The 22,624-nt window shown below is 63.3% G+C and carries 20 protein-coding genes, 1 tRNA gene and 1 riboswitch; of the genes, 5 read left to right on the top strand and 16 right to left on the bottom strand.

All coding sequences use genetic code 11. The features are described 5' to 3' along the window. Positions 1–321 precede the first annotated feature (321 nt). The gene (locus tag QRN70_RS08805) at positions 322–1,128 is read left to right on the top strand and encodes a hypothetical protein (RefSeq protein ID WP_285417075.1); all 807 of its coding nucleotides are present in this window, start codon (positions 322–324) and stop codon (positions 1,126–1,128) included. A gap of 443 nt (positions 1,129–1,571) precedes the next feature. Here QRN70_RS08805 and QRN70_RS08800 read toward each other — a convergent pair. The 12 genes from QRN70_RS08800 to QRN70_RS08745 all read right to left on the bottom strand — a co-directional run bounded on the left by QRN70_RS08800 (position 1,572) and on the right by QRN70_RS08745 (position 15,516). Continuing rightward, a tRNA-Gly gene (locus QRN70_RS08800) sits at positions 1,572–1,645 on the bottom strand. Positions 1,646–1,910: 265 nt separating this feature from the next. Beyond that, the gene (locus QRN70_RS08795; RefSeq protein ID WP_285417074.1) at positions 1,911–2,795 is read right to left on the bottom strand and encodes an alpha/beta fold hydrolase; all 885 of its coding nucleotides are present in this window, start codon (positions 2,793–2,795) and stop codon (positions 1,911–1,913) included. Positions 2,796–3,112: 317 nt separating this feature from the next. Beyond that, positions 3,113–3,805: a pseudouridine synthase gene (locus tag QRN70_RS08790; protein WP_285417073.1), complete on the bottom strand. Its 693-nt coding sequence runs from the start codon at positions 3,803–3,805 to the stop codon at positions 3,113–3,115. A gap of 33 nt (positions 3,806–3,838) precedes the next feature. After that, positions 3,839–4,057 carry a cysteine-rich CWC family protein gene (locus QRN70_RS08785; RefSeq protein ID WP_285417072.1) on the bottom strand — a complete coding sequence of 73 codons (219 nt, stop codon included), beginning with the start codon at positions 4,055–4,057 and terminating at the stop codon, positions 3,839–3,841. 4 nt (positions 4,058–4,061) lie between these two features. After that, complete coding sequence (locus QRN70_RS08780) at positions 4,062–5,549, bottom strand: sensor domain-containing diguanylate cyclase (RefSeq protein WP_285417070.1); 1,488 nt, start codon at positions 5,547–5,549, stop codon at positions 4,062–4,064. Positions 5,550–5,715: 166 nt separating this feature from the next. Continuing rightward, on the bottom strand, positions 5,716–7,488 hold the full coding sequence (atzF, locus tag QRN70_RS08775; RefSeq protein WP_285417068.1) for an allophanate hydrolase: 1,773 nt from the start codon (positions 7,486–7,488) through the stop codon (positions 5,716–5,718). A 24-nt stretch (positions 7,489–7,512) separates the two neighbouring features. Then, positions 7,513–11,145 (bottom strand): urea carboxylase, encoded by a 3,633-nt coding sequence (gene uca / locus QRN70_RS08770; protein ID WP_285417066.1) that lies wholly within the window; start codon positions 11,143–11,145, stop codon positions 7,513–7,515. 281 nt (positions 11,146–11,426) lie between these two features. Next, on the bottom strand, positions 11,427–12,080 hold the full coding sequence (locus QRN70_RS08765) for an urea amidolyase associated protein UAAP2 (RefSeq protein WP_285417064.1): 654 nt from the start codon (positions 12,078–12,080) through the stop codon (positions 11,427–11,429). Positions 12,081–12,091: 11 nt separating this feature from the next. Further along, positions 12,092–12,817, bottom strand: coding sequence for an urea amidolyase associated protein UAAP1 (locus QRN70_RS08760; protein ID WP_285417062.1), 726 nt, complete (start codon positions 12,815–12,817; stop codon positions 12,092–12,094). Positions 12,818–12,829: 12 nt separating this feature from the next. Further along, a complete protein-coding gene (locus QRN70_RS08755) occupies positions 12,830–13,618 on the bottom strand; it encodes an ABC transporter ATP-binding protein (protein WP_285417060.1) in 789 nt (262 codons plus the stop codon). Beyond that, positions 13,615–14,430 carry an ABC transporter permease gene (locus QRN70_RS08750; protein WP_285417059.1) on the bottom strand — a complete coding sequence of 272 codons (816 nt, stop codon included), beginning with the start codon at positions 14,428–14,430 and terminating at the stop codon, positions 13,615–13,617. Before QRN70_RS08750 ends, QRN70_RS08755 begins: the two co-directional genes overlap by 4 nt. Before the next feature lie 18 nt (positions 14,431–14,448). After that, a complete protein-coding gene (locus tag QRN70_RS08745) occupies positions 14,449–15,516 on the bottom strand; it encodes a putative urea ABC transporter substrate-binding protein (protein ID WP_285417058.1) in 1,068 nt (355 codons plus the stop codon). Positions 15,517–15,577: 61 nt separating this feature from the next. Next, positions 15,578–15,678, bottom strand: a riboswitch (guanidine-I (ykkC/yxkD leader). Between the two features lie 283 nt (positions 15,679–15,961). On the opposite strand from QRN70_RS08745, the gene QRN70_RS08740 reads away from it, so the two are divergent. Next, on the top strand, positions 15,962–16,228 hold the full coding sequence (locus tag QRN70_RS08740; RefSeq protein WP_285417057.1) for a hypothetical protein: 267 nt from the start codon (positions 15,962–15,964) through the stop codon (positions 16,226–16,228). A 178-nt stretch (positions 16,229–16,406) separates the two neighbouring features. Beyond that, entirely contained in the window at positions 16,407–16,808 is a 402-nt protein-coding gene (locus tag QRN70_RS08735) for a hypothetical protein (protein WP_285417056.1), read from the top strand. 51 nt (positions 16,809–16,859) lie between these two features. On the opposite strand, the gene dspII is transcribed toward QRN70_RS08735, so the two are convergent. Beyond that, positions 16,860–17,972 (bottom strand): enoyl-CoA hydratase/isomerase DspII, encoded by a 1,113-nt coding sequence (gene dspII / locus QRN70_RS08730; RefSeq protein ID WP_285417055.1) that lies wholly within the window; start codon positions 17,970–17,972, stop codon positions 16,860–16,862. Between the two features lie 132 nt (positions 17,973–18,104). On the opposite strand from dspII, the gene ung reads away from it, so the two are divergent. Together ung and QRN70_RS08720 are read left to right on the top strand one after the other, a co-directional pair. Next, positions 18,105–18,800: a uracil-DNA glycosylase gene (ung, locus tag QRN70_RS08725; RefSeq protein ID WP_285417054.1), complete on the top strand. Its 696-nt coding sequence runs from the start codon at positions 18,105–18,107 to the stop codon at positions 18,798–18,800. Between the two features lie 171 nt (positions 18,801–18,971). Beyond that, positions 18,972–19,421 carry a hypothetical protein gene (locus QRN70_RS08720; protein ID WP_285417052.1) on the top strand — a complete coding sequence of 150 codons (450 nt, stop codon included), beginning with the start codon at positions 18,972–18,974 and terminating at the stop codon, positions 19,419–19,421. A gap of 182 nt (positions 19,422–19,603) precedes the next feature. Here the strand turns inward: QRN70_RS08720 and QRN70_RS08715 are convergent, their stop codons facing one another. Genes QRN70_RS08715 through QRN70_RS08705 form a run of 3 tightly spaced genes read right to left on the bottom strand, consistent with a single transcriptional unit; the run spans position 19,604 to position 22,605 of the window. Then, positions 19,604–20,638 (bottom strand): AbrB family transcriptional regulator, encoded by a 1,035-nt coding sequence (locus tag QRN70_RS08715; RefSeq protein WP_285417051.1) that lies wholly within the window; start codon positions 20,636–20,638, stop codon positions 19,604–19,606. Beyond that, positions 20,631–22,145 (bottom strand): tripartite tricarboxylate transporter permease, encoded by a 1,515-nt coding sequence (locus QRN70_RS08710; protein ID WP_285417050.1) that lies wholly within the window; start codon positions 22,143–22,145, stop codon positions 20,631–20,633. The genes QRN70_RS08715 and QRN70_RS08710 overlap by 8 nt, the downstream gene beginning before the upstream one ends. 1 nt (position 22,146) lies before the next feature. Next, the gene (locus QRN70_RS08705; RefSeq protein ID WP_285417048.1) at positions 22,147–22,605 is read right to left on the bottom strand and encodes a tripartite tricarboxylate transporter TctB family protein; all 459 of its coding nucleotides are present in this window, start codon (positions 22,603–22,605) and stop codon (positions 22,147–22,149) included. Positions 22,606–22,624: the final 19 nt, after the last annotated feature.

Below are 22,624 nucleotides of genomic sequence, written 5' to 3'. Positions count from 1 at the left end.
CAGAATAGGTTAAGTGTTACTGAAAGAGATGCGATTCGCCACCCATGTTTGGTGTTGTTATCTTTACTGGGTTGTAAAGTAAAGCTCATTTAGCAGCGGGGGGCGGTGAGTGGGATTAGCGGTTGCCGAATTATTTGGACAGGGGCGCTGGTTGATCATCTGTCACTTCGGGTTAGGTTTCGGCTTGATACTCTGGCCGGCCATGATGGTGGATGGATCGCGCTGAGGGTATCCATAACGATGAAGTTTTGTTTCGGATAGGTACCGACACCTTATGGCGGAACCCTTATCATCGGATTATCAATTAATTGAGGTTTTGAAATGGATATTAAAGTTCGTACCACTGCAATCGAGGTGTGTGAAAACATATTGCGTGAAGACTTCAAATATAATGAGGAGCACGGTACCTGGCGCAGTATCAATCCAATCATCGAGAGTCTGCTGGGACGCACCACTGAGCTTGCTGATGCCTACGTCGAGCTGCATGCCGCGCTGGCTGAGCAACCCAGGGCGCTGAAGTCATTCTTCGATGTTTTCACCGCCACGGTGTACTCCTGGAATCCAGGAAAGATCAAAGAAGCTCGTGAGGATAGGGAGAGGCTGACTGAATTGAATGCGCGAATAGCAAAAGTTTCAGAGCTGCTTTCGGAGTTGCGGTCGCGGCGCACCGAGGTTAAAGAGATGTCCAGTTTTAGTAGTGATACCTACTACCACATTATGGATGTCGTTGAGGATGCTTCTGAGGATAATGGGCTTTTCAGGTCTTACCTGAAGAAGAAGTTGGATAACTTGACCTATCAATATGATCTCAAATACTGGCCGTCCATAACTAAGGTGGTGGCGCAGATTGGTGTGAATGCAGCCAATGCAGCAACAGTCTCAAGTGACTCCGCTGCAAGTGCAGCAACTGAAGCTCGCCGCCCTGGCTTGGCTGACTTCTTGAAAGCGTTTGAAGAGGAACTTAATAAGAACAGGGAGGAGAATATCGGCCTTATTCCCAACGATTTTTCGCTGACCGATAGTTCTATGGCTTCGTTGGTAAACTGCGGGCTTGGGCTAAAAATTGAAGAATTGATCGAATCCACGTTTGTAAAGCGCTACCGCCAACGTGAGCGTGAGCGTGGTTAGGAGCCAGATCTTGATCATGGTCGGATGCGCGACTGAGAGTTGAAAACGACTGAACGTTGGAATAGATGCTGGTGATCGTTTGGAGCTCTGTCGATGTCCAGGTGTTTTTTGAGGGGGAGGGCTTGCCATTCCGTTCACTCCCTTTCGAAAATTCTGGGTCGACTTTCAAGACGGCATTCAGCGGGCATTCTGGGACGCACGATGATGGGCTGGTTGGCGATCCAGGCTTGGTACGGAAATGAGCTTTTTGGGGTTTATTGGGTGACCCGAGGAGGGCTATGGTCTGTCGATGCGCCATTCTGGACGGCGCCGACGGTGCACCAAATTTTGGTGACTCTAGGGGGGGGCTGGGGAGCTTGAATCTAGGGACTGCTACGAGGCTTCCTAAGACTTTCTGATTGAGGGGGAATCCCCTGGAAGGCCCGGAAACACTGGCTCGAAGGTGGAGCGGGTAGAGGGAATCGAACCCTCACCGATTGCTTGGGAAGCAATAGTTGTACCATTCAACTATACCCGCTTTTCTTGCCTCGACGGTGCACTAAAGTGGCGTGTCCAATAAGAACCCTCGTTATCAGCTTGGGAAGCTGGAGTAATGCCATTATACGACACCCGCTCTGAGCGGCTGACTTTGTACCAGACTCGGCCACGGATTTGAAGTTTTCTTTTCCGGGCGATGGCGGTGCGGCGTTGATACGGGCGCGGACGCGGTCAGTCGCGGGCAGGCCGGGCGGGGCGCAGACGATGAATCTCAGCGGCGCCGGCCTGCTCGCGATGACACTGTTTCAAATGGCCAGTGCATGGTGCTCCTGAACAAACTGATAACGCGTTCGGCTGGTCTCCGGCGCCGGTTTCAGGAAGCCGAGCAGGGCGTTCTGGCTGTCGCGGCAGGCGGCCTTGTGTTCCATGTCGAGAAAGTGCCCGGTCGCCTGCAGCGTGGTGAACGTGCTCTGTGCCACATGGTTGCCAAACAGGCGCGCGTCTTCGGCGGCGGTGTATTCGTCCCATTCGCCGTTGAGAAACAGCACCGGTACGTTGATTTTCTTCGCCGCATTCAGGTAGCACTGGCGGTCGCTGTGCAGCACGTCGTTGATGTGAAAGTGCATCTGCCCGTACTCGTGCTCGGCCAGGCTGCTGACGTGGCGATAGTTGAAGCGTTTGAACAGCGACGGCAAGTGCTTGCCGATGGTGCTGTTGACCAGGTGCCCGACGCGGTCGCCATCGCGGCTGCCGAGGTAGTCGACGCCGCGCTCGAGGTAATCGAGCATGTGCGCGTTGATCACCGGCGAGAACGAGCTGATCACGGCTTTTTCGATACGCCGTGGCTGGTGCGCGAGGGCGACCAGGGTCGCGGCGCCGCCCCAGGAGAACGACAGCACGTGTTCGGCGGCGAAGTGGTCGATCAGCTCCAGGAGGATCTGCCCTTCGATTTCCTTGGTCAGTGGTTTCTCGTGGCGGTTGTGCGCCTTCGACTTGCCCGCGTAGGGCTGGTCGTAGCAGACCACGTTGAATTGCGGGTGCAGATTCTTCACGGTTTGAGCAAACGACGCAGTCGTGGCCAGCGAGCCGTTGACCAGGATGATGGTCTTTTCTGCGGCGTCTGCGCGATAGAACTCCGTGTAAACCCGATACTGACCCTGTATATCCAGCACAGCGATTTCTGGCCTCATGTCATAAGACTCCTGGCAAGCAAGCGGGTATGCGCGCAACCAGAGATTGCACGAGCTTTGTGACAGGTAGGCATACGCCTGGAATGTGCAGGCCCATGTCGATCCGTTACGGCAGGTCGACGGGTATTGTTATTGGCGGGCAGTCTGCCGGCTGAGGCGCAGCCCTGAAGGGCTGTCTACCGGCAAAAAGTTTCTTAGAAGTTATGTGTGACTCATCGGTCACAATCTGGCCGACGTCCTGATTCAAGCAGGGGCAGGGGGATCGCGCAAGTGCCTTTGGCAAATTGTTCGACAACTTCTGCTGAGCGGTCGCCGGCTTAGAACAAATGAATCTCTTCGGTGCGCAAAGCGCGGTACTCGCCCGGTTTTAGCGCGTTATCCAGGTGCAGCGGACCCATGGATTCGCGGTGCAGGCGCAGCACTTTGTTGTTGAAGTGGCCGAACATGCGCTTGACCTGATGGTAGCGGCCCTCGACGATGCTCAGCCGCGCCGTGCGCGGGCCGAGCACTTGCAGCTGTGCCGGTTGCGTGGTCAGGTCTTCGAACGCGAAGTACAGGCCCGCGGCGAAGGTGCGCGCATAGTCCGCGCCGATGTCCTGTTCGGTTTCGACGTAGTAGACCTTCGGCAGTTTGGTCTGCGGCTGGGTCAGGCGCCGCGACCAGGCCCCATCGTTGGTGATGAGCATCAGCCCGGTGGTGTTGAAATCCAAGCGCCCGGCGATGTGCAGGTCGTCCTTGTGCGGTTCGTCGAGCAGGTCGAGCACGGTGGGGTGCTGCGGATCGCGAGTGGCGCTGACGCAGCCCGGTGGCTTGTGCAGCATGAAGTAGCGCGCCGGTTTGCCGGCCTGCAGCAGCAGGTCGTCGACCTCGACGCGGCTGAATTCCAGCACAGCGCTGTGAGGGTCGGTGACGACTTTTCCGTCAATGCGCACGCGCTTTTCCACCAGCAACAGGCGAACCTGCTGACGGTTGTAGCGGGGCAGGTTACTCAGGAAGCGGTCGACACGCATGGTCAGCCATCGGCAGGCAAAGGGCCGCGCATCTTACGCGATCGGCCGTTTTGCTGCTTGCAGCTGTGCCTCGACCTGGGCGCAGCGCGGGCACAGACAGGCCTTGTTGCGCAGTTGCACCGGCAGCGCTTCGAGGACCGCCGGGTCGATGCTCACGCCGTAGCACCAGCAGGCGCGGTCGGCGGTGCGCGGGTCGGCCAGGGTGCAGTCGTTGCGGGCGCCACAGGCCGGGCAGAGGTCAGGTCGGTTCATCGCTTCAGGCATAGCTCGATTGGGGCATTTCCACGCAGGTGCGGTTGCGGCCGGTGTGTTTGGCCCGGTACATCGCATGATCGGCCCGGGACAGCAGGCTGTGCAAGGTGTCATCGCGTTGCAGGGTGGTGGCGCCGATGCTGACGGTCAGATTCAGGCTGTCACCGTTGTAGGCATAGCGTTGCTGTTCGATGTGGTGACGGATCTTCTCGGCAATTTTCTGACCGGTCTGGCCGTCGGTGTCCTTCAACAGAACGATAAATTCCTCACCGCCCCAGCGACAGACAATGTCGGAATGACGCAGACAGCTTTGCAGGTCGCGGGCGAAGCCGATCAGCACCTGGTCGCCGGCCATGTGCCCGTAGGTATCGTTGAGGGCCTTGAAGTGATCCAGGTCCAGCAGCAGCGCCGTCAGCGGTTTCGGTTCGCGCTGCGCTTCATGCAGGGCCTGCGCGGCAAGCAGATCGAAGCCGCGGCGGTTGGGCAGTTCGGTGAGGCTGTCGAGGGTGGCCTGGGTGTGGAGCTTTTCCTGATAGCGGCGGATCACCCGGTTGAGCAGGGCCAGCACGATCAGTGTCACCAGCAGGCAGATCAGCAGGTTGAGGTACAGCGACTGGCGGATGTCGCTCAGCGCGCCGTCCTCGCGTTTGTCGACGAACAGGTACCAGTTCAGTTCCGGAATGAAGCGCACGTTGAGGAAATGGCCCTGGCCGTGGGCGGAATATTCGTAGCTGCCGGTGTGCGGCTTGGGCAACTGGCTGACCAGGCTTTTCATGCTGTCGAGGTCATTCAGGCTTTTTCCGGGGCGGGCACCTTCCGGGCCGCCCTCCGCACCGGTCAGCACCAGGCGACCGAAGGTGTCGACGAAGTACACGCTGCGCTGGTAGCGCTGCTGGTATTTGTCGATCAACTTGATCACCGCATCCACCGTCAGCCCCACGCCGGCGGCGCCGATGAAGCGGTCGTGGTAGTCGAAGACCTTGTAGTTGATGAAGAAGGTCATGTTGTCCTGGTTGGCCAGGTCCGGATCGACGTTGATCTCGTACGGGTCTTTCATGTCACGTACGCGGAAGTACCAGGCGTCGCGCGGCTCGTCGATTTTCACCCGCTTGAGCACACCCTTGGCGTGGTAGTAGGTGAGGGTGCTGTTGGAGACGAAGAACGCGGTGTAGGCGCCGTAATGGGTCATGACTTCGTCGAGGTAGCGGGTCATCTGCACCGGGTCCTGCTCGCCGTTCACCACCCAGTCGCGCATGAAAGTGTCGCGGGACATCATCGAGGAAATCAGGATCGGTCTGACCAGGTCTTTCTGGATTTCCGAGTACACCGTGTCGGAGGTCAGCGGCAGTTCGGTGTTGACGATGCTGTCGCGGATCGACGCCCGCGAGGCGTAGTAGCTGAGCAGCGAAGTGGCGAGGAAACCGGCGCCGAGCAGGGCGACGAGGGTCAGGACCAGCGAGCGTTGCGAGTACAGCGCAGATCTGAGCGGCATTGGCGGTTCCGTTGGCAGTGACCCGATTGGCAGCATTCTAGTGGCACGGCGCGGAAAAGACTGCGGGATTTGTGCCTGAAATGCGGGGGGATTTGCCTGGGAAGGGGCGCCGCGGCCATGACCGCGTCAACAGCCCCCGCGCGCAACGAGGGGGCTGGATCGCCGATCAACCGCGGCTGTGCAGGTACGCCCGCCACCCGCCCAGATGGCTGATGTCGAGCGCACCCTCGAGGCCATAGGGTTCGCAGATGAAGCCGCTCTCCCAACGGCCATCCGCCAGTTGCACCTTGCCCAGGCCCAGCGGCGCGGGAATGCCGCTGAGGAACGAGCCGAGTTCGCTGCTCGGCAACTCCCAGACCTCCAGCGCAATCGCCACGCCGCCGTCCGCCACGCGCAGCATGCCCGGGCGCAACGGCGGGCCACCGGCCAGGGCGTAGAGTTTGTAGTCCCTGGAACTGTGGGTGGCCTCGATCAGGCGCGCGCCACGCTGGCGCAGCTGCCAGTTCAACGCCAGGCCGTCCAGGTGCGCACCGCATACCACCAGCCGCGCACGGTCGTTGCGCGCCACGGTGGTCGGCGGCGCCAGCGTAGGATCCTGCTGGCGCTGCAAGGCATCCGCCACTCCGAGCAAATACTGATCGGTGAACGCCCGGCCGAACAGCGTCACGCCCCACGGCAAACCGTTGGCCATGAACCCGCTCGGCACGGCGACGGCGGCGTAATCCAGCAGGTTCATGAAGTTGGTGTAATAGCCCAGTTCGGCATTGCGCAGCAGCGGTTCGGCGTCGAGCTCCGCCAGCGTCACCGGGCGGCCGATGGTCGGCGTGAGGACGCAGTCGAGTCCTTCCAGGGCTTGATCGCAAACGGCTTTCAGCGCTTGCAGGCGATACTGCGCGCGGAACGTCTGCACGCCACTGACCGCCGGCGCTTTTGCCAGCACCGCGCGGATCACCGGCAGTACCGCTGCGGGATGTTCCTCGATTAATTCGCCGGCCACGCTGTAACGCTCCGCGACCCACGGTCCTTCATACAGGAGTCGCGCGGCTTCGAGGAACGGCGACAGGTCCAGCTCGACCGCTTCACCCCCCGCAGCCTTGAGCCGGGCGATGGCCTCGCCGAACAGCAGCGGGCCTTCCTCACAACCGAAGAATTCCAGGTCCTGCGCGCGCGGCACGCCGAAGCGCAACGGCCGTGGCGCACCGAACGCGGAGCCGTCGTTCCATGATGGATTGGCGCGGCTGTACTCGTCCCGTGGGTCGAGGCGCGCGGTCAGCGCCAGCAACTGACTGGCTTCGCGCGCGGTCGCGGTGAACGTGGTGACGCAATCCAGCGTACGACAGGCCGGCAGCACCCCCGCGGTGGAAATCAGGCCTTTGCTGGCCTTCAGCCCGACCAGGTTGTTCAGCGCCGCCGGCACCCGGCCGGAGCCGGCGGTGTCGGTGCCGAGGGCAAAACTGGCGACGCCGAGCGCCACCGCCAGTGACGAACCGGCGCTCGAACCGCCGGACGGATATTCCGCCAGCACGCTGTTCGGGCAAGCGCCGTACGGCGAGCGGCTGCCGTTGAGGCCGGTAGCGAACTGATCGAGGTTGGTCTTGCCCAGCGGAATCGCCCCCAGCGCCAACAGTTGCTCGACGATGGTCGCCGAGCGCTGCGGCACATAGGCGAACGCCGGGCACGCGGCGGTGGTCGGGATGCCGGCGAGGTCGATGTTGTCCTTGATCGCGAACGGCACGCCGTACAGCGGCAGACTGTCGAGATCTCGACCGTCGAGTGCGGCCAGGTAAGGCTCGAGTTCCTCGACGCTGAGCAGGTGGATGAACAGGTGATAGTCCGGGTTCAGTGCGGCGGCCTTGGCGCGCAGCGCCAGCAGCAACTGGCGCGGGGTGGTGTCGCCATTGCGGTAAGCCTGGCGCAGGGTATCGAGTTGCAGATTCATGGATTGATCCTTTGGCAAATGGCTTCAGTCGAGTTGCAGCACCACGACTCGTTGTCCGGCACGCACCGCCGAACCCGGCTGCACGCGAATCTCTTGCACCACCCCGGCCATCGGTGCGAGCACGGGGATTTCCATCTTCATCGACTCCAGGATCACCAGCACATCGCCGGCCGCCACCCGGCTGCCGACCTCGACCTGCACCTGCCAGAGGTTGCCGGCAAGGTGGCTGTCGACGCTCTGTTGATCGCTGGCCAGCGCTGCCTCTGCGCCGCTGTCCGGCACGGCTTCTTCGCTGGCGAAATGCGCCTGGCCACTGGCGATCCAGCGTTCGCGCTCGGCCTGGAAGGCGCCTTGCTGCTGTGCGCGGAAGGCGCCGATGCTCTCGGCTTCCCGCTGGAGAAAGGCCTGGTAATCGGCGAGGTTGAGCTGGCTGTGCTCGATGTTCAGGTCAAAGCGGCCGAGGGGGAAATCGCGGCGGATGCGCAGCAGTTCTGCGGCGCTGACCGGGTAGAAACGGATCTGGTCGAAAAACCGCAGCAGCCACGGTTTGCCTTCGAATGCCGCGACCTCGCGATAGCGGTTCCACATCTGCAAGGTACGCCCGACAAACTGATAACCACCGGGCCCTTCCATGCCGTAGACACACAGGTAGGCACCGCCGATGCCCACCGAGTTTTCCGCGGTCCAGGTGCGCGCCGGGTTGTACTTGGTGGTCACCAGGCGATGACGCGGATCGAGCGGCGTGGCCACCGGCGCGCCGAGGTAGACGTCACCGAGGCCCATCACCAGATAGCTGGCAGCGAACACCGTGCGCTGCACTTCGTCGAGGTTCGGCAGGTCGTTGATGCGGCGGATGAACTCCAGGTTGCTCGGGCACCACGGCGCGTCCTTGCGCACGGTGGTCATGTATTTCTCGATCGCCAACTGACAGGCCGGATCGTCCCAGGACAGCGGCAGGTGAACGATGCGCGACGGCACTTGCAGGTCCTGGGCGGCGCACACGGCGTCCCACTCGCCGGCGACGATGCCGAGCAGGTCGGCCAGCGGCAGTTGTTCGGGCTGGTAGTGGATCTGCAGCGAGCGGATGCCCGGCGTCAGGTCGATGACACCTGGCAGGGTCTTGGCCTCCAGGGCCTGCATCAGCGCATGGGCGCGAAAGCGCAGGACCAGATCCAGTTCCGGCGCGCCGATTTCCAGCAGCAGGTGGGTATCGCCGGACACTCGCGCGACCAGGCGCCTGTCACCCTGACCCAACTGCAGAACCACCGGCGAAACCAGACCCTGTGGCAGCCGACCCGCCAGCGATGCAGTTGCTGCGCTGGCTGGCTGGGCCTCATCGCTGGCGAGCCAGCTGTCACCGGTATCCCATTTCCGGGCGAGTTGGCGCGCCGTGTCGAGTTCGACGGCGACGAACTGGATCCTGTCGCCAGCCTTCAGCTGCCCAAGCTGCCAGAGGTCCGCCTCGATGACGGTCACCGGGCAGACGAAGCCGCCGAGACTGGGGCCGTCCGGGCCGAGGATCACCGGCATGTCACCGGTGAAATCCACCGCGCCGATGGCGTAGGGGTTGTCGTGGATGTTCGACGGGTGCAGCCCGGCCTCGCCGCCATCGGCGCGCACCCATTGCGGCTTCGGTCCGATCAGGCGTATGCCGGTGCGGCTGGAGTTGAAGTGCACTTCCCAGTGGGTGGCGAAGAAGGTGTCGATGTAGTTTTCGCTGAAGTATTCGGGGGCGCCGTGCGGGCCGTAGATCACCCGGATCCGGCGCAACGCCGGCAGCTCGCGGGTGTGCTCCGGGGCCAGGGTCTGGCCCGCGCTGCGCTCGGTCAGCGCCGCGATGTGCAGCACATCACCGGCACGCAGGGCACGCCCGCCATGGCCGCCGAACTGACCGAGGGTGAAGGTGCTCTTGCTGCCCAGATAGTCCGGCACCTGCACGCCGCCGCGCAGGCACAGGTAGCTGCGAGCACCGGCGCCGTTGAGGCTGCCCAGATGCAACTGGCCGCCAGCCGGGATCAGCAGCGCGGTGTTCATCGGCTGGGTAGCGCCGTCGAGGGTGAGGGCGATGGGCGCGCCGGTCACCGCCACCACGGCTTCGCAATTGAAGCGCAGCAGCGGCCCGGTCATGGTGATTTCCAGGGCCGCGGCGCCTTCGGCGTTGCCCAGCAGGCGATTACCCAGGCGCAGCGCGCGACTGTCCATCGGCCCCGAGGGGGGCACGCCGACCGCCCAGTAGCCGAGACGGCCGGGGTAGTCCTGGACGCTGGTCTGCGTGCCGGCACTCAGCACTTCGCAAGTATTGGCGCGGTACACCAGGCCTTCCAGGCAGCGAGTCCACGGCGCACCGCTGGCGAACGGCGCGTCGAGCAGAATCTGCCGCAGGTAATCGCGATTGGTCTCCACGCCGTACAGCACGCTGGCGCCGAGAGCCTGATGCAGGTCGGCGCGCGCCTCCTCGCGGGTCGGCGCCCAGGTGATGACTTTGGCGATCAACGGATCGAAGTACGGTGGGATCTCGCATCCGGCCTCGACCCAGGTGTCGATGCGCAACTGCATGCCGTCGGCCGGTGGAAACTGCACCGCCGTCAACAGGCCCGGGCTGGGCTGGAAATCGCGACCAGGATCCTCCGCATACACCCGCGCCTGAATTGCGTGGCCTTCGGGGTGCAGGCCCTGGCGCAGTTCGCTCAGCGGCGGCAGGTCGCCGGCCGCCAGTTCGATCATCCAGCGCACCAGGTCGACGCCCCAGACCTGCTCGGTGACGCCGTGCTCGACCTGCAGGCGCGTGTTCACCTCGAGAAAATAGAAGCGTCCGGCGTCGCTGTCGAAGACGAATTCGACGGTGCCGGCGCTGCGGTAGTCCACCGCTTTCGCCAGTTTGATCGCCGCCGCGCACAGGGCCTCGGCCATGCCGTCGGGCAGGTTGGGCGCCGGGGTTTCCTCAAGGACTTTCTGGTTGCGCCGTTGCACCGAGCAGTCGCGCACGCCAAGGGCGATAACCTCGCCGTGACCGTCGCCGAACACCTGCACTTCCAGGTGCCGGGCGCGCTCGATGTACTTCTCGATGAACACACCGGCGTCGCTGAAATTGTTCTGGCCGAGGCGCTGCACCGCGTCGAAGGACTCGCCCAGCTGCGCCGCGTCGCGGCACACCCGCATGCCGATGCCGCCACCGCCGGCAGTGCTCTTGAGCATCACCGGGTAACCGATCTGTTCAGCGGCCTTCAGCGCGGCGTCGAGGCTGTCGAGCAGTTCGGTGCCTTCGAGCATCGGCACGCCGTGTTGTCTGGCCAGGGCCCGAGCGGTGTGCTTGAGGCCAAACACGCGCAGTTGCTCCGGCGTCGGGCCGATGAACGCGATGTCGGCGGCTTCGCAGGCTTCGGCGAACGCGGCGTTTTCCGAGAGGAAGCCGTAGCCGGGATGGATCGCCGTGGCGCCAGTGGTTTTGGCGATGGCGAGGATTTTCTCGACCGCGAGATACGTACCGGCCGCCGCGCCTTCACCGAGGCTGTGGGCTTCATCCGCTTGCAGGATGTGCAGGCTGGCGGCGTCGGCTTCGGAGTACACCGCCACGCCGTTGACGTGCAGGTCGCGCAGGGTGCGCAGAATGCGGCAGGCAATGGCGCCACGGTTGGCAATCAGGACTTTTTCGAACATGGCATAACCCCTGGAGGGGATGCGGGCCGTCCCGCAGTTTTTCGATCAGCGCCGGGGTCGTCCCTGGCGGGAAACGCTCTTCAAACCATCGTTGGCTCCTTGTGGGAGCGAGCCCGCTCGCGATGGCGTCGGCACATCCCGCCGTGAGGTCGCCTGATACGCCGCTATCGCGAGCAGGCTCGCTCCCACAGGGGAAAAACCGTAGGGGTCTTATTTTTTCAGGCACTGCCCCGAACGCGCCTGGCACAGGGCGAACAACCAGCGACGCAAGCGCACCATTTTCAGTTCCATACCAGCAGCTCCGCAGGGGTCGGGTTGTAGGCGTTGCACGGGTTGTTCAGTTGCGGGCAGTTGGAGATCAGCACGATCACGTCCATCTCGGCACGCAGGTCGACGTACTTGCCCGGCGCGGAAATGCCGTCGGCGAACGTCAGCCCGCCGTCGGCGGTCACCGGCACGTTCATGAAGAAATTGATGTTCGGGCCGATGTCGCCTTTGCCCAGGCGCCCGTCGTGCACGCAGGCGCGCAGGTAGTTGTCGCGGCAGCTGTGCATGTAGCGTTTTTCCAGGGCGTAGCGCACGGTGTTGCTTTCCTGGGCGCAGGCGCCGCCGAGGGTGTCGTGACGGCCGCAGGTGTCGGCGATGAGGGTCAGCATCGGTCGGCCGAGGTTGGAATACAGCACGCTGCCGCTGCTCAGGTACACGCTGTTCTGCCGGCGCAACGTGCGCTGCACGTCGTAGCGCTCGCGGGGATTGGCGACGCTGTAGAACAGGGTGTCGACGGCCTGGTTGCCTTCCAGGTCGAGGATGCGCAGGGTCTGGCCGGCCTTGACCTCCATCAGCCAGGGTTCGCCGGCAGGGATGGTGGCGCGGTAGACGGCGGATTCTGGTTGACGGTCGACGGCAGCAGCGGGGGTAGCGATGGCGAGTGACATGGCAGCGATCCTCAGGCGAACAGACGGTCGGTGTTGATGAAGCCGCGCTCGTTCTCCGGGCGCGAGGTGCGGCAGTGCTCGGCGACGCTCGGGTCGGCGTGCATCCAGCTCAGCTTCAGCGGTTTTGGCGCGTACGTCGGCGCCGGGTCCATGGGGTGTTGCAGGGCGGTGAGGACGACGAGGGTGTCCATCGGTGCGTACAACTCGATGTAGTCGCCGGCCCTGGAATGGCCTTCGACGAAGTGCAAGCGACCGCTTTCGTCGACGTTGACGCGGCTGAACAGGTTGAGGGTCATCAGCAGCTCGGACAGGCCCAGCCCCCACTTGCCGAGTTCCACCAGCAGGTTGTCGGTGCCGTTGCGGAAGAAGCCGTTGCGCAGCTCCTGATAGCGGCCCTGGCCGTATTTTTGCGCGACTTCTTCGGCACACAGCACACCGCCGAGGCTGTCGCTCCAGCCGCAGGTGTCGGCGGTGATTGCCGCCAGCACCCGGCCCATGTCGGAGTACAGGCAGTGGCCGGCGGTGAGCTTGGCGGTGTGTTGGCACTTGAGGCTGTCGGGCAGGTTCAGGCGCTCGGTTTTCTCGTTGGCGTTGAGCAGGGTCAGGCTGACGTTGGCGCCGCCGCGCAGGTCGGTCAGGCGCAGCAACTGGCCGCGCTTGAGCACGAACGAACGGTGGCCGCCGCCGGGCAGGGTTTCTTCGGCGAAGGGCGCAAACACAAGGGTCGAATCGGTCATTGGAGCGTCCTCTCAGGCAATGCGTAGGGTGCCGGCCAGTGCGGCGGGCAGGGCGTCGACGACGGCGCGGCGGGTACGGCGGTCGCTGTTCAAAGGGATGTCGTAGGTGATGCGGGCGCCATAGGCGCCGGGGGCGTGCGGGTCGAGACGGACCTTGTCGAACACCAGCAGACGGGTGCCGAGGCTGAAGCCTTCGGCCAGGTCATGGGTGACCATGAACACCGTCAGTTGCGTCTCGCGCCACAGCTCCAGGAGCAAGGCGTGCATGTCCTTGCGGATACCCGGATCGAGGGCGCCGAACGGTTCGTCGAGCAGCAGCACGCGCGGTTTCATGATCAGCGCCTGGGCAATCGCCAGGCGCTGTTGCATGCCGCCGGAGAGCTGCGCCGGGTACTTGTCCAGCGCATGGCCGAGGCCGACCTTGTGCAGCAGCGCCGCAGCCTGCTCGCGGGCCTCGCGTCTGGCGCTGCCGAACAGGCGCCCGAGCAGCGGCGCGTGCGGCAATTCGAGGCCGATGGCGACGTTGTCGAGCACGCTCAGGTGCGGGAACACCGAGTAGCGCTGAAACACCACGCCACGGCTGGCGTCCGGTTCGCTGGCCAGGGGCTGGCCGTCGAGCAGAATCGTCCCGCGGCTGGCGCTTTCCTGGCCCAGCAGCAGGCGCAGGAAGGTCGACTTGCCACAACCGGAGGCGCCGACCAGGGTGCAGAACTCACCTTCGTCGACGCTCAGGTTCAGGCCCTCGAGCACGACTTGCCCGGCGTATTGCTGCCAGACGTTGCTCACCGTGATAAAGCTCATTTGGCCGCCCCCGCATACCAGGGAAACGCGCGCCGGGTCAGGTGCTTGAGGCCCCAATCCATCAGCCAGGCGAGCAGGGTGATCCACACCACGTAGGGCAGGATCACGTCCATTGCCAGGTAACGGCGCACGAGGAAAATCCGGTAGCCGAGCCCGTCGGTGGAGGCGATCGCTTCGGCGGCAATGAGGAACAGCCACGCCGAACCGAGCATCAGCCGCAACGCGATCAGCAAGCGTGGCAGCAATTGCGGCAACACCACGCGCAGCATCAGCGTCCAGGTCGAGGCGCCGAGGGTCTGCGCCTTGATCAGCAGTTCGACGGGAATTTCCCGCGCGCGCTGTTCCAGGTCGCGGGCCAGCGCCGGGGTGATGCCGATGACGATCAGCATGATTTTCGACAATTCCCCCAGGCCGAAAACGATGAACAGAATCGGCAGGATTGCCAGTGGCGGTACCATCGATAGCACCGTCAGCAATGGCGACAGCGGTGCGCCGAACAGCGGCAGCGTCCCGGCGGCGATGCCCAGGCACAGCCCGGCCAGCGCCGCGATGCCGAGGCCGATGGCCAGGCGCTGCAGGCTCGCCGCGGTGTCCTGCCACAGCAGGTATTCACCGGTGCGGCTGTCGGTATTGAAGGCCAGGCGTTTCACCGCGTCGCTCATCTGCACCGCGCTGGGCAGCAGTTTGTCGTTGGGGTTGTCCGCCAGGCGCTCGGCCGAGCCCAGGAAGTAGGCGAACAGCAGCAGGGCGAATGGCAGGATCACCAGCAGCAGGCGACTCGGCCGATCCGGGTAGCGATTGATCAGGCGCATGGCCAAATCCTCCGTGGCTTACAGCTTGGCGTCGGCGGCCATCTGCACGTAGGTCGGATCGAAACGCAGCTTGAGGTTGCCGGTGTCGCCGCTGGTCACGCCGTTGGCGAAGGCCATGCCCACCGCGCTGGTGTCCTTGGCGCCTTCGCCGAGCAAACCGTGCTGGAAGGAGAACTCGGCGACCTTGCGCATGGTTTCCGGCAATTGCTGGCTGGTGGCGAAGGCCAGGGCCTGCTGCGGCGTGGCAAAAAGTTTGGTCGTGTCCAGTTGCGCGTGGAAGCCGCCCAGGTCGGTGCCCGAGGCCTTGGCCATGTGCTCCAGCGCGGCTTTGCTCGCGGCGTTGTTGGCGTTCATCAGCGCGACCACTTCGAACCAGGCGCCGGTCAGCGCTTTGCCCAGGGCCGGGTTGTCTTTGAGGGTGGCGCTGTTGACCACCATCATGTCCATGATTTCGCCGGGGATCTGGCTGGAGTTGAACACTTCGGTCACGCCCGGTTTGGCCTTGATGTCGGAGAGCATCGGGTTCCAGGTCGTGACGGCGTTGACCTGTTCGGTGTTGAAGGCCGCCGAGATGTCGGCGTCGGAAGTGTTGACCACTTTCAGGTCTTTCTCGGTCAGGTCCACCGAATCCAGCGCGCGGGCCAGCAGGTAGTGCGACACCGACAGCTCGACCAGATTGACGTCCATGCCCTTGAGATCGGCGACGGTCTTGCCTTGACCCTTGAGGACGATGCCGTCGTTGCCGTTGGAGAAATCGCTGACGATCAGCGCGGTGCTGTCGACGCCGCCGGCGGCGGGAATGGTCAGGGCATCCATGTTGGTCATGGTGCAGCCGTCGAACTGGCCGGCGGTGTATTGGTTGATCGATTCGACGTAGTCATTGAGCTGGACCACGTCGATCCTGATACCGTACTTCTTCGCCCATTTGTCGACGATGCCCTGGCTGCCGGCATACTCCCACGGCATCCAGCCGGCGTAGATCGTCCAGCAGACGCTGAAATGGTCTTTCTGCGCAGCCTGGGATTGCGTGCTGAGCAACGCGGCGAAAGCGGCGGCGAGGAGGGTGGGCAAACGTAGTCGGGACATGGCGGATTCTCCAGTTGATCGAGGGCGGACAGGACGGCAGCGGCACCGTGAACGGTGGCTTGTCTCCCGGGCTTTTGTCCCGCCGTGTAACCTCAACTGGAGGTCGCCAACTCTCGGACCAGTCACTCGCGCATGCGAGCCGGAACCCTAGTCAGCCATTGCAAATTGTGGTGCCGCGAACCTGTGATGACTCCTGCACGGGGTTGCTAAAGCGAGAGCCGTGCCAAGTCTCGTCGAGCCCTCTGGGCCGCGCTTTGCTGGCGTCGTGCAAGGCGCGCAGGTGCAGGCGGCGCTTTGTGTTGGTGCGCGGTTGCACCGTCATGCAGCGCCACACGCCGCTGATCCGAAGGCCGGGCGGAATTGGCACTCGGCCTGGTTTTGCCAGTCAAATCTTTTGTCAGCCGGTCTGTGCCGACTGCTGTCGCAGGTCTTTCAGGAGGCCGTCATGCGTATTGCAAACATGCTGCGTCGGGTGCTGCTGGGAGCAGTGCTCGGTCTGGGGCTGTCCGGTTGTTACTACTACGGCGCCAGTTACGATGCCTATCCCGCCACCTATTACTATCCCGGTTACTACTCGCCTTATTACTACGGCGGCTATTACGGCCCGCGCTACTACGGGGGTGCTCGTTATTACTACTACGGCGGGCACGGCTATCGTGGCGGCTACGGACGCGGTTATCACGGCGGCGGATATCACGGTGGTCACCACTAATCAGCGGCTGAATGACGGCGTGGACGGATGAACAAGGTTTCATTAATCACTTGTTTCAACTTGTTGCAGAAACGCACCAGATTCCGAAAACGCTGTCAGATATTTCGTCAGTCGCCGAATAAAAGACTGACGCCTGCCAGCGTCGCTGGTGTGGCTACCCGCGGTCCAGGAGGCCGCCATGTATCGCCGAATTCTTCTGTTTACCGTGATGCTTTTTTCCCTTGGCGGATGCGTCCCTTATTCCTACGGAGATGGCTACTACAGCTCAGAGGTCTACACATCGCAGGCACCTTCGTATTACAGCGGTGGCACCTACTACACCGGCGGCAGCAGCTACTATTCAGCGCCGCGCTACTACCAGCCAGCACCGCGCTATTACCAACCGGCACCGCGTTACTATTCGGCGCCTCGTTACTACCAACCGGCGCCGCGCTACTACGAGAGCCGTCGCTGGCACGGCAATGACCGCGGCCGCTGGGACGGCCACCGCGGCGGTGGTTGGGATGACCACCGGGGCCGTGGCAACTATGACCGCCACAGCGGTCGTGGCGACCACAACGGTCGCGGCAATCGCTGGTAACCGCCTACAGAAAAGCGGCGCATCGAGCGCCGCTTTTTTTTGCCTGCGATTTCAGTAGGCCGACAGATCCGCCAGCGGATGTCGCCCTTCCCAGACCTTGTGAAAGTGCGCCTCGACCACCGCGTCCGGCACCCGGGCGATGTCCGGCCAGTGCCAGTGCGGCTTCTGGTCCTTGTCGATCAAGCGCGCGCGTACCCCTTCGCTGAACTCCGGATGGCGGCAGCAGTTGAGGCTCAGGGTGTATTCCATCTGGAACACCTCGGCCAGCGACAGGTGTCGCGCGCGATGGATCTGTTCCCAGACCAGGTGCGCGGTCAGCGGTGAACCTTCGCTCATGGTTCGTGCCGCGCGGGCAAGCAGCGCATCGCTGCTGTCGCGTTGCAGGCTGATGGCTTTCCAGGCACAGGTCACGTCGCTGACATCGAGCAGTTCGTCGATCTGCGCACGCCGCGGCAACCATTGCGCTGCCGGCATTTGGGCCACTGCTTCCTGCTGGAGGGCCTTGAGCAGGCTGTTGAGCTGCATCGCGGTCTGTTCCTGCCAGTTCAATTGCAGCAGACCGTCGATCAGTTCCTGCTGCTGTTCGTCGAGCAGGAAACGGTCGGCCAGATCGAGGTCGAGTGCGTCGCGCCCGTTCAGGTGCGCGCCGGTCAGGCCGAGAAACAAGCCGAGCTTGCCGGGCAGGCGCGCGAGGAACCAGCTGGCGCCGACGTCCGGGTACAGACCGATACTGATTTCCGGCATCGCCAGGCGGCTGCTCGGCGTGACGATCCGCGTGCTCGCGCCTTGCAACAGGCCCATGCCACCGCCGAGCACGTAGCCGTGCCCCCAGCAGATCAGCGGTTTCGGGTAGTTATGCAGGCTGTAGTCGAGACGGTATTCAGCGTTGAAAAATTGCGCGGCGAGCGGCGGCACTTCGCCCGGATGGGCGCGACAGGCCTCGACCAGGCTGCGCACTTCGCCGCCGGCGCAGAACGCCTTGGCGCCGTTGCCACGCAGCAGCACGCAGACGATTTGCGGATCTTTCGCCCAGGCATCCAGTTTGTCGCGCAGGGCGTGGATCATCGGCAGCGACAGGGCGTTCAGCGACTTTTCAGCATCCAGGCTGGCCACGCCGAGACGCGCGCCGTCGGTGCCGGTGAGTTCTTCGAAGTGCAGATTCATCGTGACCTCGAGTGGGAATTTGAACGATCAGTATGATCGCTATGTGGGAAAGTGCCGGATCTGTGTCAGATCAATTGACAAGCCGGAGCGGGTTTCCTAGGGTTCGCCCCACTGTTTTTGCCGGGTATGACCATGACTGCTGACGACCGTATCAAACTCGAACCGAGCTGGAAGGAGGCACTGCGTGCTGAGTTCGACCAGCCCTACATGGCAGAGTTGCGCAATTTTCTCCAGCAGGAACGGGCGGCCGGCAAGGAGATCTATCCGCCGGGCCCGCTGATTTTCAATGCGCTGAATTCCACGCCGCTGGACAAGGTGAAAGTGGTCATCCTCGGCCAGGATCCTTACCACGGCCCGGGCCAGGCCCATGGCCTGTGCTTCTCGGTGCAACCGGGCGTGCCGACGCCGCCGTCGCTGGTCAACATCTATAAAGAGCTCAAACGCGACCTCAATATCGATATCCCCAATCACGGCTACCTGCAGAGCTGGGCCGATCAGGGCGTGTTGATGCTCAATACCACCATGACCGTCGAACGCGCCAACGCCAATGCGCACAAGGACAAGGGCTGGCAGTTCTTCACCGACCGCATCATCGAAGTGGTCAGCCGCCATCAACCGCACCTGGTGTTCATGCTGTGGGGCGCCCATGCGCAGAGCAAACAGAAGCTGATCGACGCCACCAAGCACCTGGTGCTGACCTCGGTGCACCCCTCGCCGCTGTCGGCCTACCGCGGGTTTCTCGGGTGCGGGCACTTCAGCCGCACCAACAAGTTCCTTGAGCAGAATGGCGAGACGCCGATCGAGTGGCGCTTGCCGCCGGTCGTGTAAACGTCCACGGCAATCCTGTTCGACAAGTAGGCCACGGGACGATCTGCCGTTCGTCTGAAGGTGGCGGCAACCTGTTATTTCTGACAGTAGACAGCCTGGCGACGCCCTCGCTTAATCAAATGCCCGCACGCACCCACGCGTGCCGGGTCATCAGAGAAAGGGAGACTCGTCATGCCAGAGCTGACACTGGAGCAAATCAAGGCCCTGCCCAAAGGCGCCGGCCACCTCTTCGCGAAAACCCGCCGCTTTCCTCCGGAGGATCCGCGCAGCACCTTCGACGCCTGGCAAGTGGGGGTCTATTCCGATGATCCGGAAACCTACAGTGTGCACGCTGTCGTGCAAGAACCCGGCTACTACAGCGGGATCACCTTCGAGATCAAGGCGGGCACCGCCAATGGCACCTATCCGCTCGGTCCATCGGGTATTGCCGTGCGCTATTACGTCGATGCGGGGGAGGGGATCGAGTTCTACTACGCCATTCGGGGCGAAATAAAACTCACCACGAACTTCGCGACAGCCACGTTCGAGGCCTCGGAATTCCGTTTCGTGGCTGAAAGCGAAGGCTTGGGAAAACAGGTGGAAGTGTTCCTGGGCAATTTCAAAATCTCGGCTTTTGGTTAAAAACGCACGCCTCGACCCGATTCGACGCCTCGGACTTTCGCTTCGTGGCGCGCCGGGAAAGCACCGGCGAATTGGTAGAAGTCTATCTGGGCAACTTCAAGATCTCGCCGATCGGTCAATAAAAGAAAGGCCCCGTTGCATGATCTGCGCCGGGGCCTTTTTTTCAGATTGACGATGACGTGTTAACGCTCGGCGGTCCTGTCCCAATACTTGAACAACGGTTCCGCCAGAAACAGCACGAACAGCAAGCGCATCACCTGCATTGCGGTCACCAGCGGCACCGACAGTTGCAGGGTTTCCGCCGTCAGGCTCATTTCGGCGATGCCGCCGGGCATCATGCCCAGGGTCAGCGAGCGCAGATCGAGGTGGGTCAGCGCGCTCAGGCCCAGCGCCGCCAGGCTGGCGATCAGCATGGTCAGCGCCGTGCCGATCAAAGTCCGGCCCATGAACGACGGCGCACGGCGGAAGAACTGGCGATTGAAGTGGCAACCCAGACCGCTGCCGATCAGCCACTGGCCGATCTGGCTGCCGCCGTTGGGCAGGCCGATGTGCAAGTCATAGCCGATGCTCACCGCCGCGCTCACCAGCAGCGGCCCGAACAGCCACGGGTTGGGCTGACGCAAACGCTGCCAGATCCAGGCGAGGAGGGCGCCCGCCGGGAACAGAATGGCCAGCCAGCGCCAGTCGACGCTGCCGGCGTGGGCGATCGGCGTGCCGTCGCCGAGCAGATACTTGAACGCCGCCGGCACACACAGCACCACCACCAGCACCCGCAGGCTTTGCCCGGCAGCGACGTGGCTGAGCTGTGCACCGTTGCGCGCGCCGAGATTGACCATCTCCCCTGAACCGCCGGGCATGCTCGAAAAAAACGCCGTGGCGCGATCTTCGCCGGTGCGGCGCATCAGCCATACGCCGACCACCGCCGACAGGCTGGTGACCAGCGCGCCGAAGAAAATCAGCCCGAAGTGGCTCAGCACCTGCTCCATCACCAGCGGGGTGAAGTGCAGGCCGATGCCGATGCCGACGATCCACTGGCCGCACTTGCGCCCGCCAGGAATCTCGGTCAACTGCCACGGGGTCAGGCAACGCACCAGGATGATCGCCAGCAACGAGCCGACCATCCACGGCAGCGGCCAGCCGATCTGGCTGGCGACGAAGCCGCCAAGCAGACCGACCAGCGGGGTTCCCCACCAAGTTCCGAACGAGCGATCAGACATCGGCAATGGCGCGCCGGGCGACCGAGCGTTTGCGCCAGATGCGCAGCAGCGGCATCAGCAGCATGATCGCGGTCAGCACCCAGACGCCGAAGGTGATCGGGCTCGACCAGAGGATGTCCAGCGCACCGTTGGAGATCGACAGCGCGCGGCGCAGGTTCTGCTCCATCAGGCCACCGAGGATGAACCCCAGCAGCACCGGCGACAGCGGGAAATCCAGCTTGCGCAGGATGTAGCCGAAGATACCGATGCCGACCATCAGGAACAGGTCGAACGTGGTCGCGTGCACGGCGTAGACGCCGATCCCGGTGATGATCGCGATCACCGGCACCAGCGCCCAGTTCGGCACGGCGAGGATGCGGGTGAAGATACGGATCATCGGGATGTTCAGGATCACCAGCATGATGTTGGCGATGAACAGCGAGGCGATCAGGCCCCAGACGATGTCCGGTTGCTGCTGGAACAGCAGCGGCCCCGGGGTGATGTTGTACAGCGACAGGGCACCGATCATCACCGCTGTCGTCCCCGAGCCGGGAACGCCGAGGGTCAGCATCGGCACCAGGGCACCACAGGCCGACGCGCCGATGGCGGTCTCTGGAGCGGCGAGGCCACGGGCGTCACCCTGACCGAATTTGCCGCCGGCACCGGCGAGGCGTTTTTCGGTCATGTAGGCCACGGCACTGGCCAGCGTCGCACCGGCACCCGGCAGCACGCCCATGATGAAGCCGAGCAGGCCGCAACGGATGTTCACCACGAACACCGACGCCGCTTCCTTGACGTTGAACATCATCCGCCCGGTGGCTTTTACCGCCTCCTGGCCGCGATGGGTTTTCTCCAGCAGCAGGAGGATTTCACTGATCGAGAACAGGCCCAGCACCAGCACCACGAACTGAATGCCGTCGGTGAGGTGAATGTTGTCGCCCGTGAAGCGGTATACGCCGCTGTTGGCGTCGATGCCGACGCTCGACAGGAACAGGCCGATCAGCGCCGCAATAAACGTCTTCAGTGGACGGTCGCCGGCCATGCCGCCGAGGCAGACAATCGCGAACACCATCAGCACGAAGTATTCCGCCGGGCCGAAGGCAATCGCCCATTTCGCCAGCAGCGGGGCGAACAGCACCATGCCGCAGGTGGCGATGAACGCACCGATGAACGAACTCCACGCCGACAGCGACAACGCCACGCCGGCAAGCCCCTGGCGCGCCATCGGGTAGCCGTCGAGGGTGGTCATCACGGTCGAGGCTTCGCCCGGGATGTTGAGCAGGATCGAGCTGATCCGCCCGCCGTATTCGCAGCCCAGGTACACCGCTGCCAGCAGGATCAGCGCCGATTCCGGCGGCAGGCCGAGGGCGAAGGCGATCGGAATCAGCAGTGCCACGCCGTTGATCGGGCCGAGGCCCGGCAGCAGGCCGACGACGGTGCCGATCAGCGTGCCGGTCAGCGCCGTGACCAGGTTGTACGGGCTCAGCGCGACGCCGAAGCCCTGGCCCAAATAACCGAGGGTATCCATATCAGTTCTCCAGTACGTCGAGCAGGCCCAGGGGCAGCGGCACATCCATCAAACGGTCGAACAGCAGGTACAGACCGATGGCCATCAGCGTCGTCACCACGATGCTCGGCAGCCAGCGACCGCCGTACAGGCGTGCCATCGGAATGCCGATGAGAATGCTGCTGAGAATGAAGCCCAGCGGCTCGAACAGCCCGGCGAACACCAGCAGCAACAGCACGCAGATGCCGATCTTGGTCAGGGTTTCGCGGTCCAGCGGCGGTTCGTCTTCGCTGTGCTTGATGGGCGCCGGGCGGAACACCATGTACAGCAGCGCCAGCCCCATCAGGCCGAGCATCAGCAAGGGAAACGCGCGCGGGCCGACCGGTTCGTAGGAAAAGGCCGCCTGGTACGGCCACGCCATCAGCGCCAGGCCGGCGCAGGCCAGCAACAGCACAGCGGCAAAAATGCGTTGTAAGAGCATGAGGAACTCCTCGGCCGCT

The sequence above is a fragment of the Pseudomonas sp. efr-133-TYG-5 genome, from assembly GCF_030209175.1.
In the GTDB taxonomy this organism is placed as follows: Bacteria; Pseudomonadota; Gammaproteobacteria; order Pseudomonadales; family Pseudomonadaceae; genus Aquipseudomonas.
Note: the sequence above shows the minus strand (reverse complement) of the source record. Positions and strands in the feature narration are given on the sequence as shown.

Excerpts from the sequence above, each read along its gene's own strand:
- QRN70_RS08805 (WP_285417075.1), top strand. The coding sequence starts at position 322 with ATGGATATTAAAGTTCGTACCACTGCAATCGAGGTGTGTGAAAACATA.
- QRN70_RS08795 (WP_285417074.1), bottom strand. The coding sequence starts at position 2,795 with ATGAGGCCAGAAATCGCTGTGCTGGATATACAGGGTCAGTATCGGGTT.
- QRN70_RS08790 (WP_285417073.1), bottom strand. The coding sequence starts at position 3,805 with ATGCGTGTCGACCGCTTCCTGAGTAACCTGCCCCGCTACAACCGTCAG.
- QRN70_RS08785 (WP_285417072.1), bottom strand. The coding sequence starts at position 4,057 with ATGAACCGACCTGACCTCTGCCCGGCCTGTGGCGCCCGCAACGACTGC.
- QRN70_RS08780 (WP_285417070.1), bottom strand. The coding sequence starts at position 5,549 with ATGCCGCTCAGATCTGCGCTGTACTCGCAACGCTCGCTGGTCCTGACC.
- atzF (WP_285417068.1), bottom strand. The coding sequence starts at position 7,488 with ATGAATCTGCAACTCGATACCCTGCGCCAGGCTTACCGCAATGGCGAC.
- uca (WP_285417066.1), bottom strand. The coding sequence starts at position 11,145 with ATGTTCGAAAAAGTCCTGATTGCCAACCGTGGCGCCATTGCCTGCCGC.
- QRN70_RS08765 (WP_285417064.1), bottom strand. The coding sequence starts at position 12,080 with ATGTCACTCGCCATCGCTACCCCCGCTGCTGCCGTCGACCGTCAACCA.
- QRN70_RS08760 (WP_285417062.1), bottom strand. The coding sequence starts at position 12,817 with ATGACCGATTCGACCCTTGTGTTTGCGCCCTTCGCCGAAGAAACCCTG.
- QRN70_RS08755 (WP_285417060.1), bottom strand. The coding sequence starts at position 13,618 with ATGAGCTTTATCACGGTGAGCAACGTCTGGCAGCAATACGCCGGGCAA.
- QRN70_RS08750 (WP_285417059.1), bottom strand. The coding sequence starts at position 14,430 with ATGCGCCTGATCAATCGCTACCCGGATCGGCCGAGTCGCCTGCTGCTG.
- QRN70_RS08745 (WP_285417058.1), bottom strand. The coding sequence starts at position 15,516 with ATGTCCCGACTACGTTTGCCCACCCTCCTCGCCGCCGCTTTCGCCGCG.
- QRN70_RS08740 (WP_285417057.1), top strand. The coding sequence starts at position 15,962 with ATGCGTATTGCAAACATGCTGCGTCGGGTGCTGCTGGGAGCAGTGCTC.
- QRN70_RS08735 (WP_285417056.1), top strand. The coding sequence starts at position 16,407 with ATGTATCGCCGAATTCTTCTGTTTACCGTGATGCTTTTTTCCCTTGGC.
- dspII (WP_285417055.1), bottom strand. The coding sequence starts at position 17,972 with ATGAATCTGCACTTCGAAGAACTCACCGGCACCGACGGCGCGCGTCTC.
- ung (WP_285417054.1), top strand. The coding sequence starts at position 18,105 with ATGACTGCTGACGACCGTATCAAACTCGAACCGAGCTGGAAGGAGGCA.
- QRN70_RS08720 (WP_285417052.1), top strand. The coding sequence starts at position 18,972 with ATGCCAGAGCTGACACTGGAGCAAATCAAGGCCCTGCCCAAAGGCGCC.
- QRN70_RS08715 (WP_285417051.1), bottom strand. The coding sequence starts at position 20,638 with ATGTCTGATCGCTCGTTCGGAACTTGGTGGGGAACCCCGCTGGTCGGT.
- QRN70_RS08710 (WP_285417050.1), bottom strand. The coding sequence starts at position 22,145 with ATGGATACCCTCGGTTATTTGGGCCAGGGCTTCGGCGTCGCGCTGAGC.
- QRN70_RS08705 (WP_285417048.1), bottom strand. The coding sequence starts at position 22,605 with ATGCTCTTACAACGCATTTTTGCCGCTGTGCTGTTGCTGGCCTGCGCC.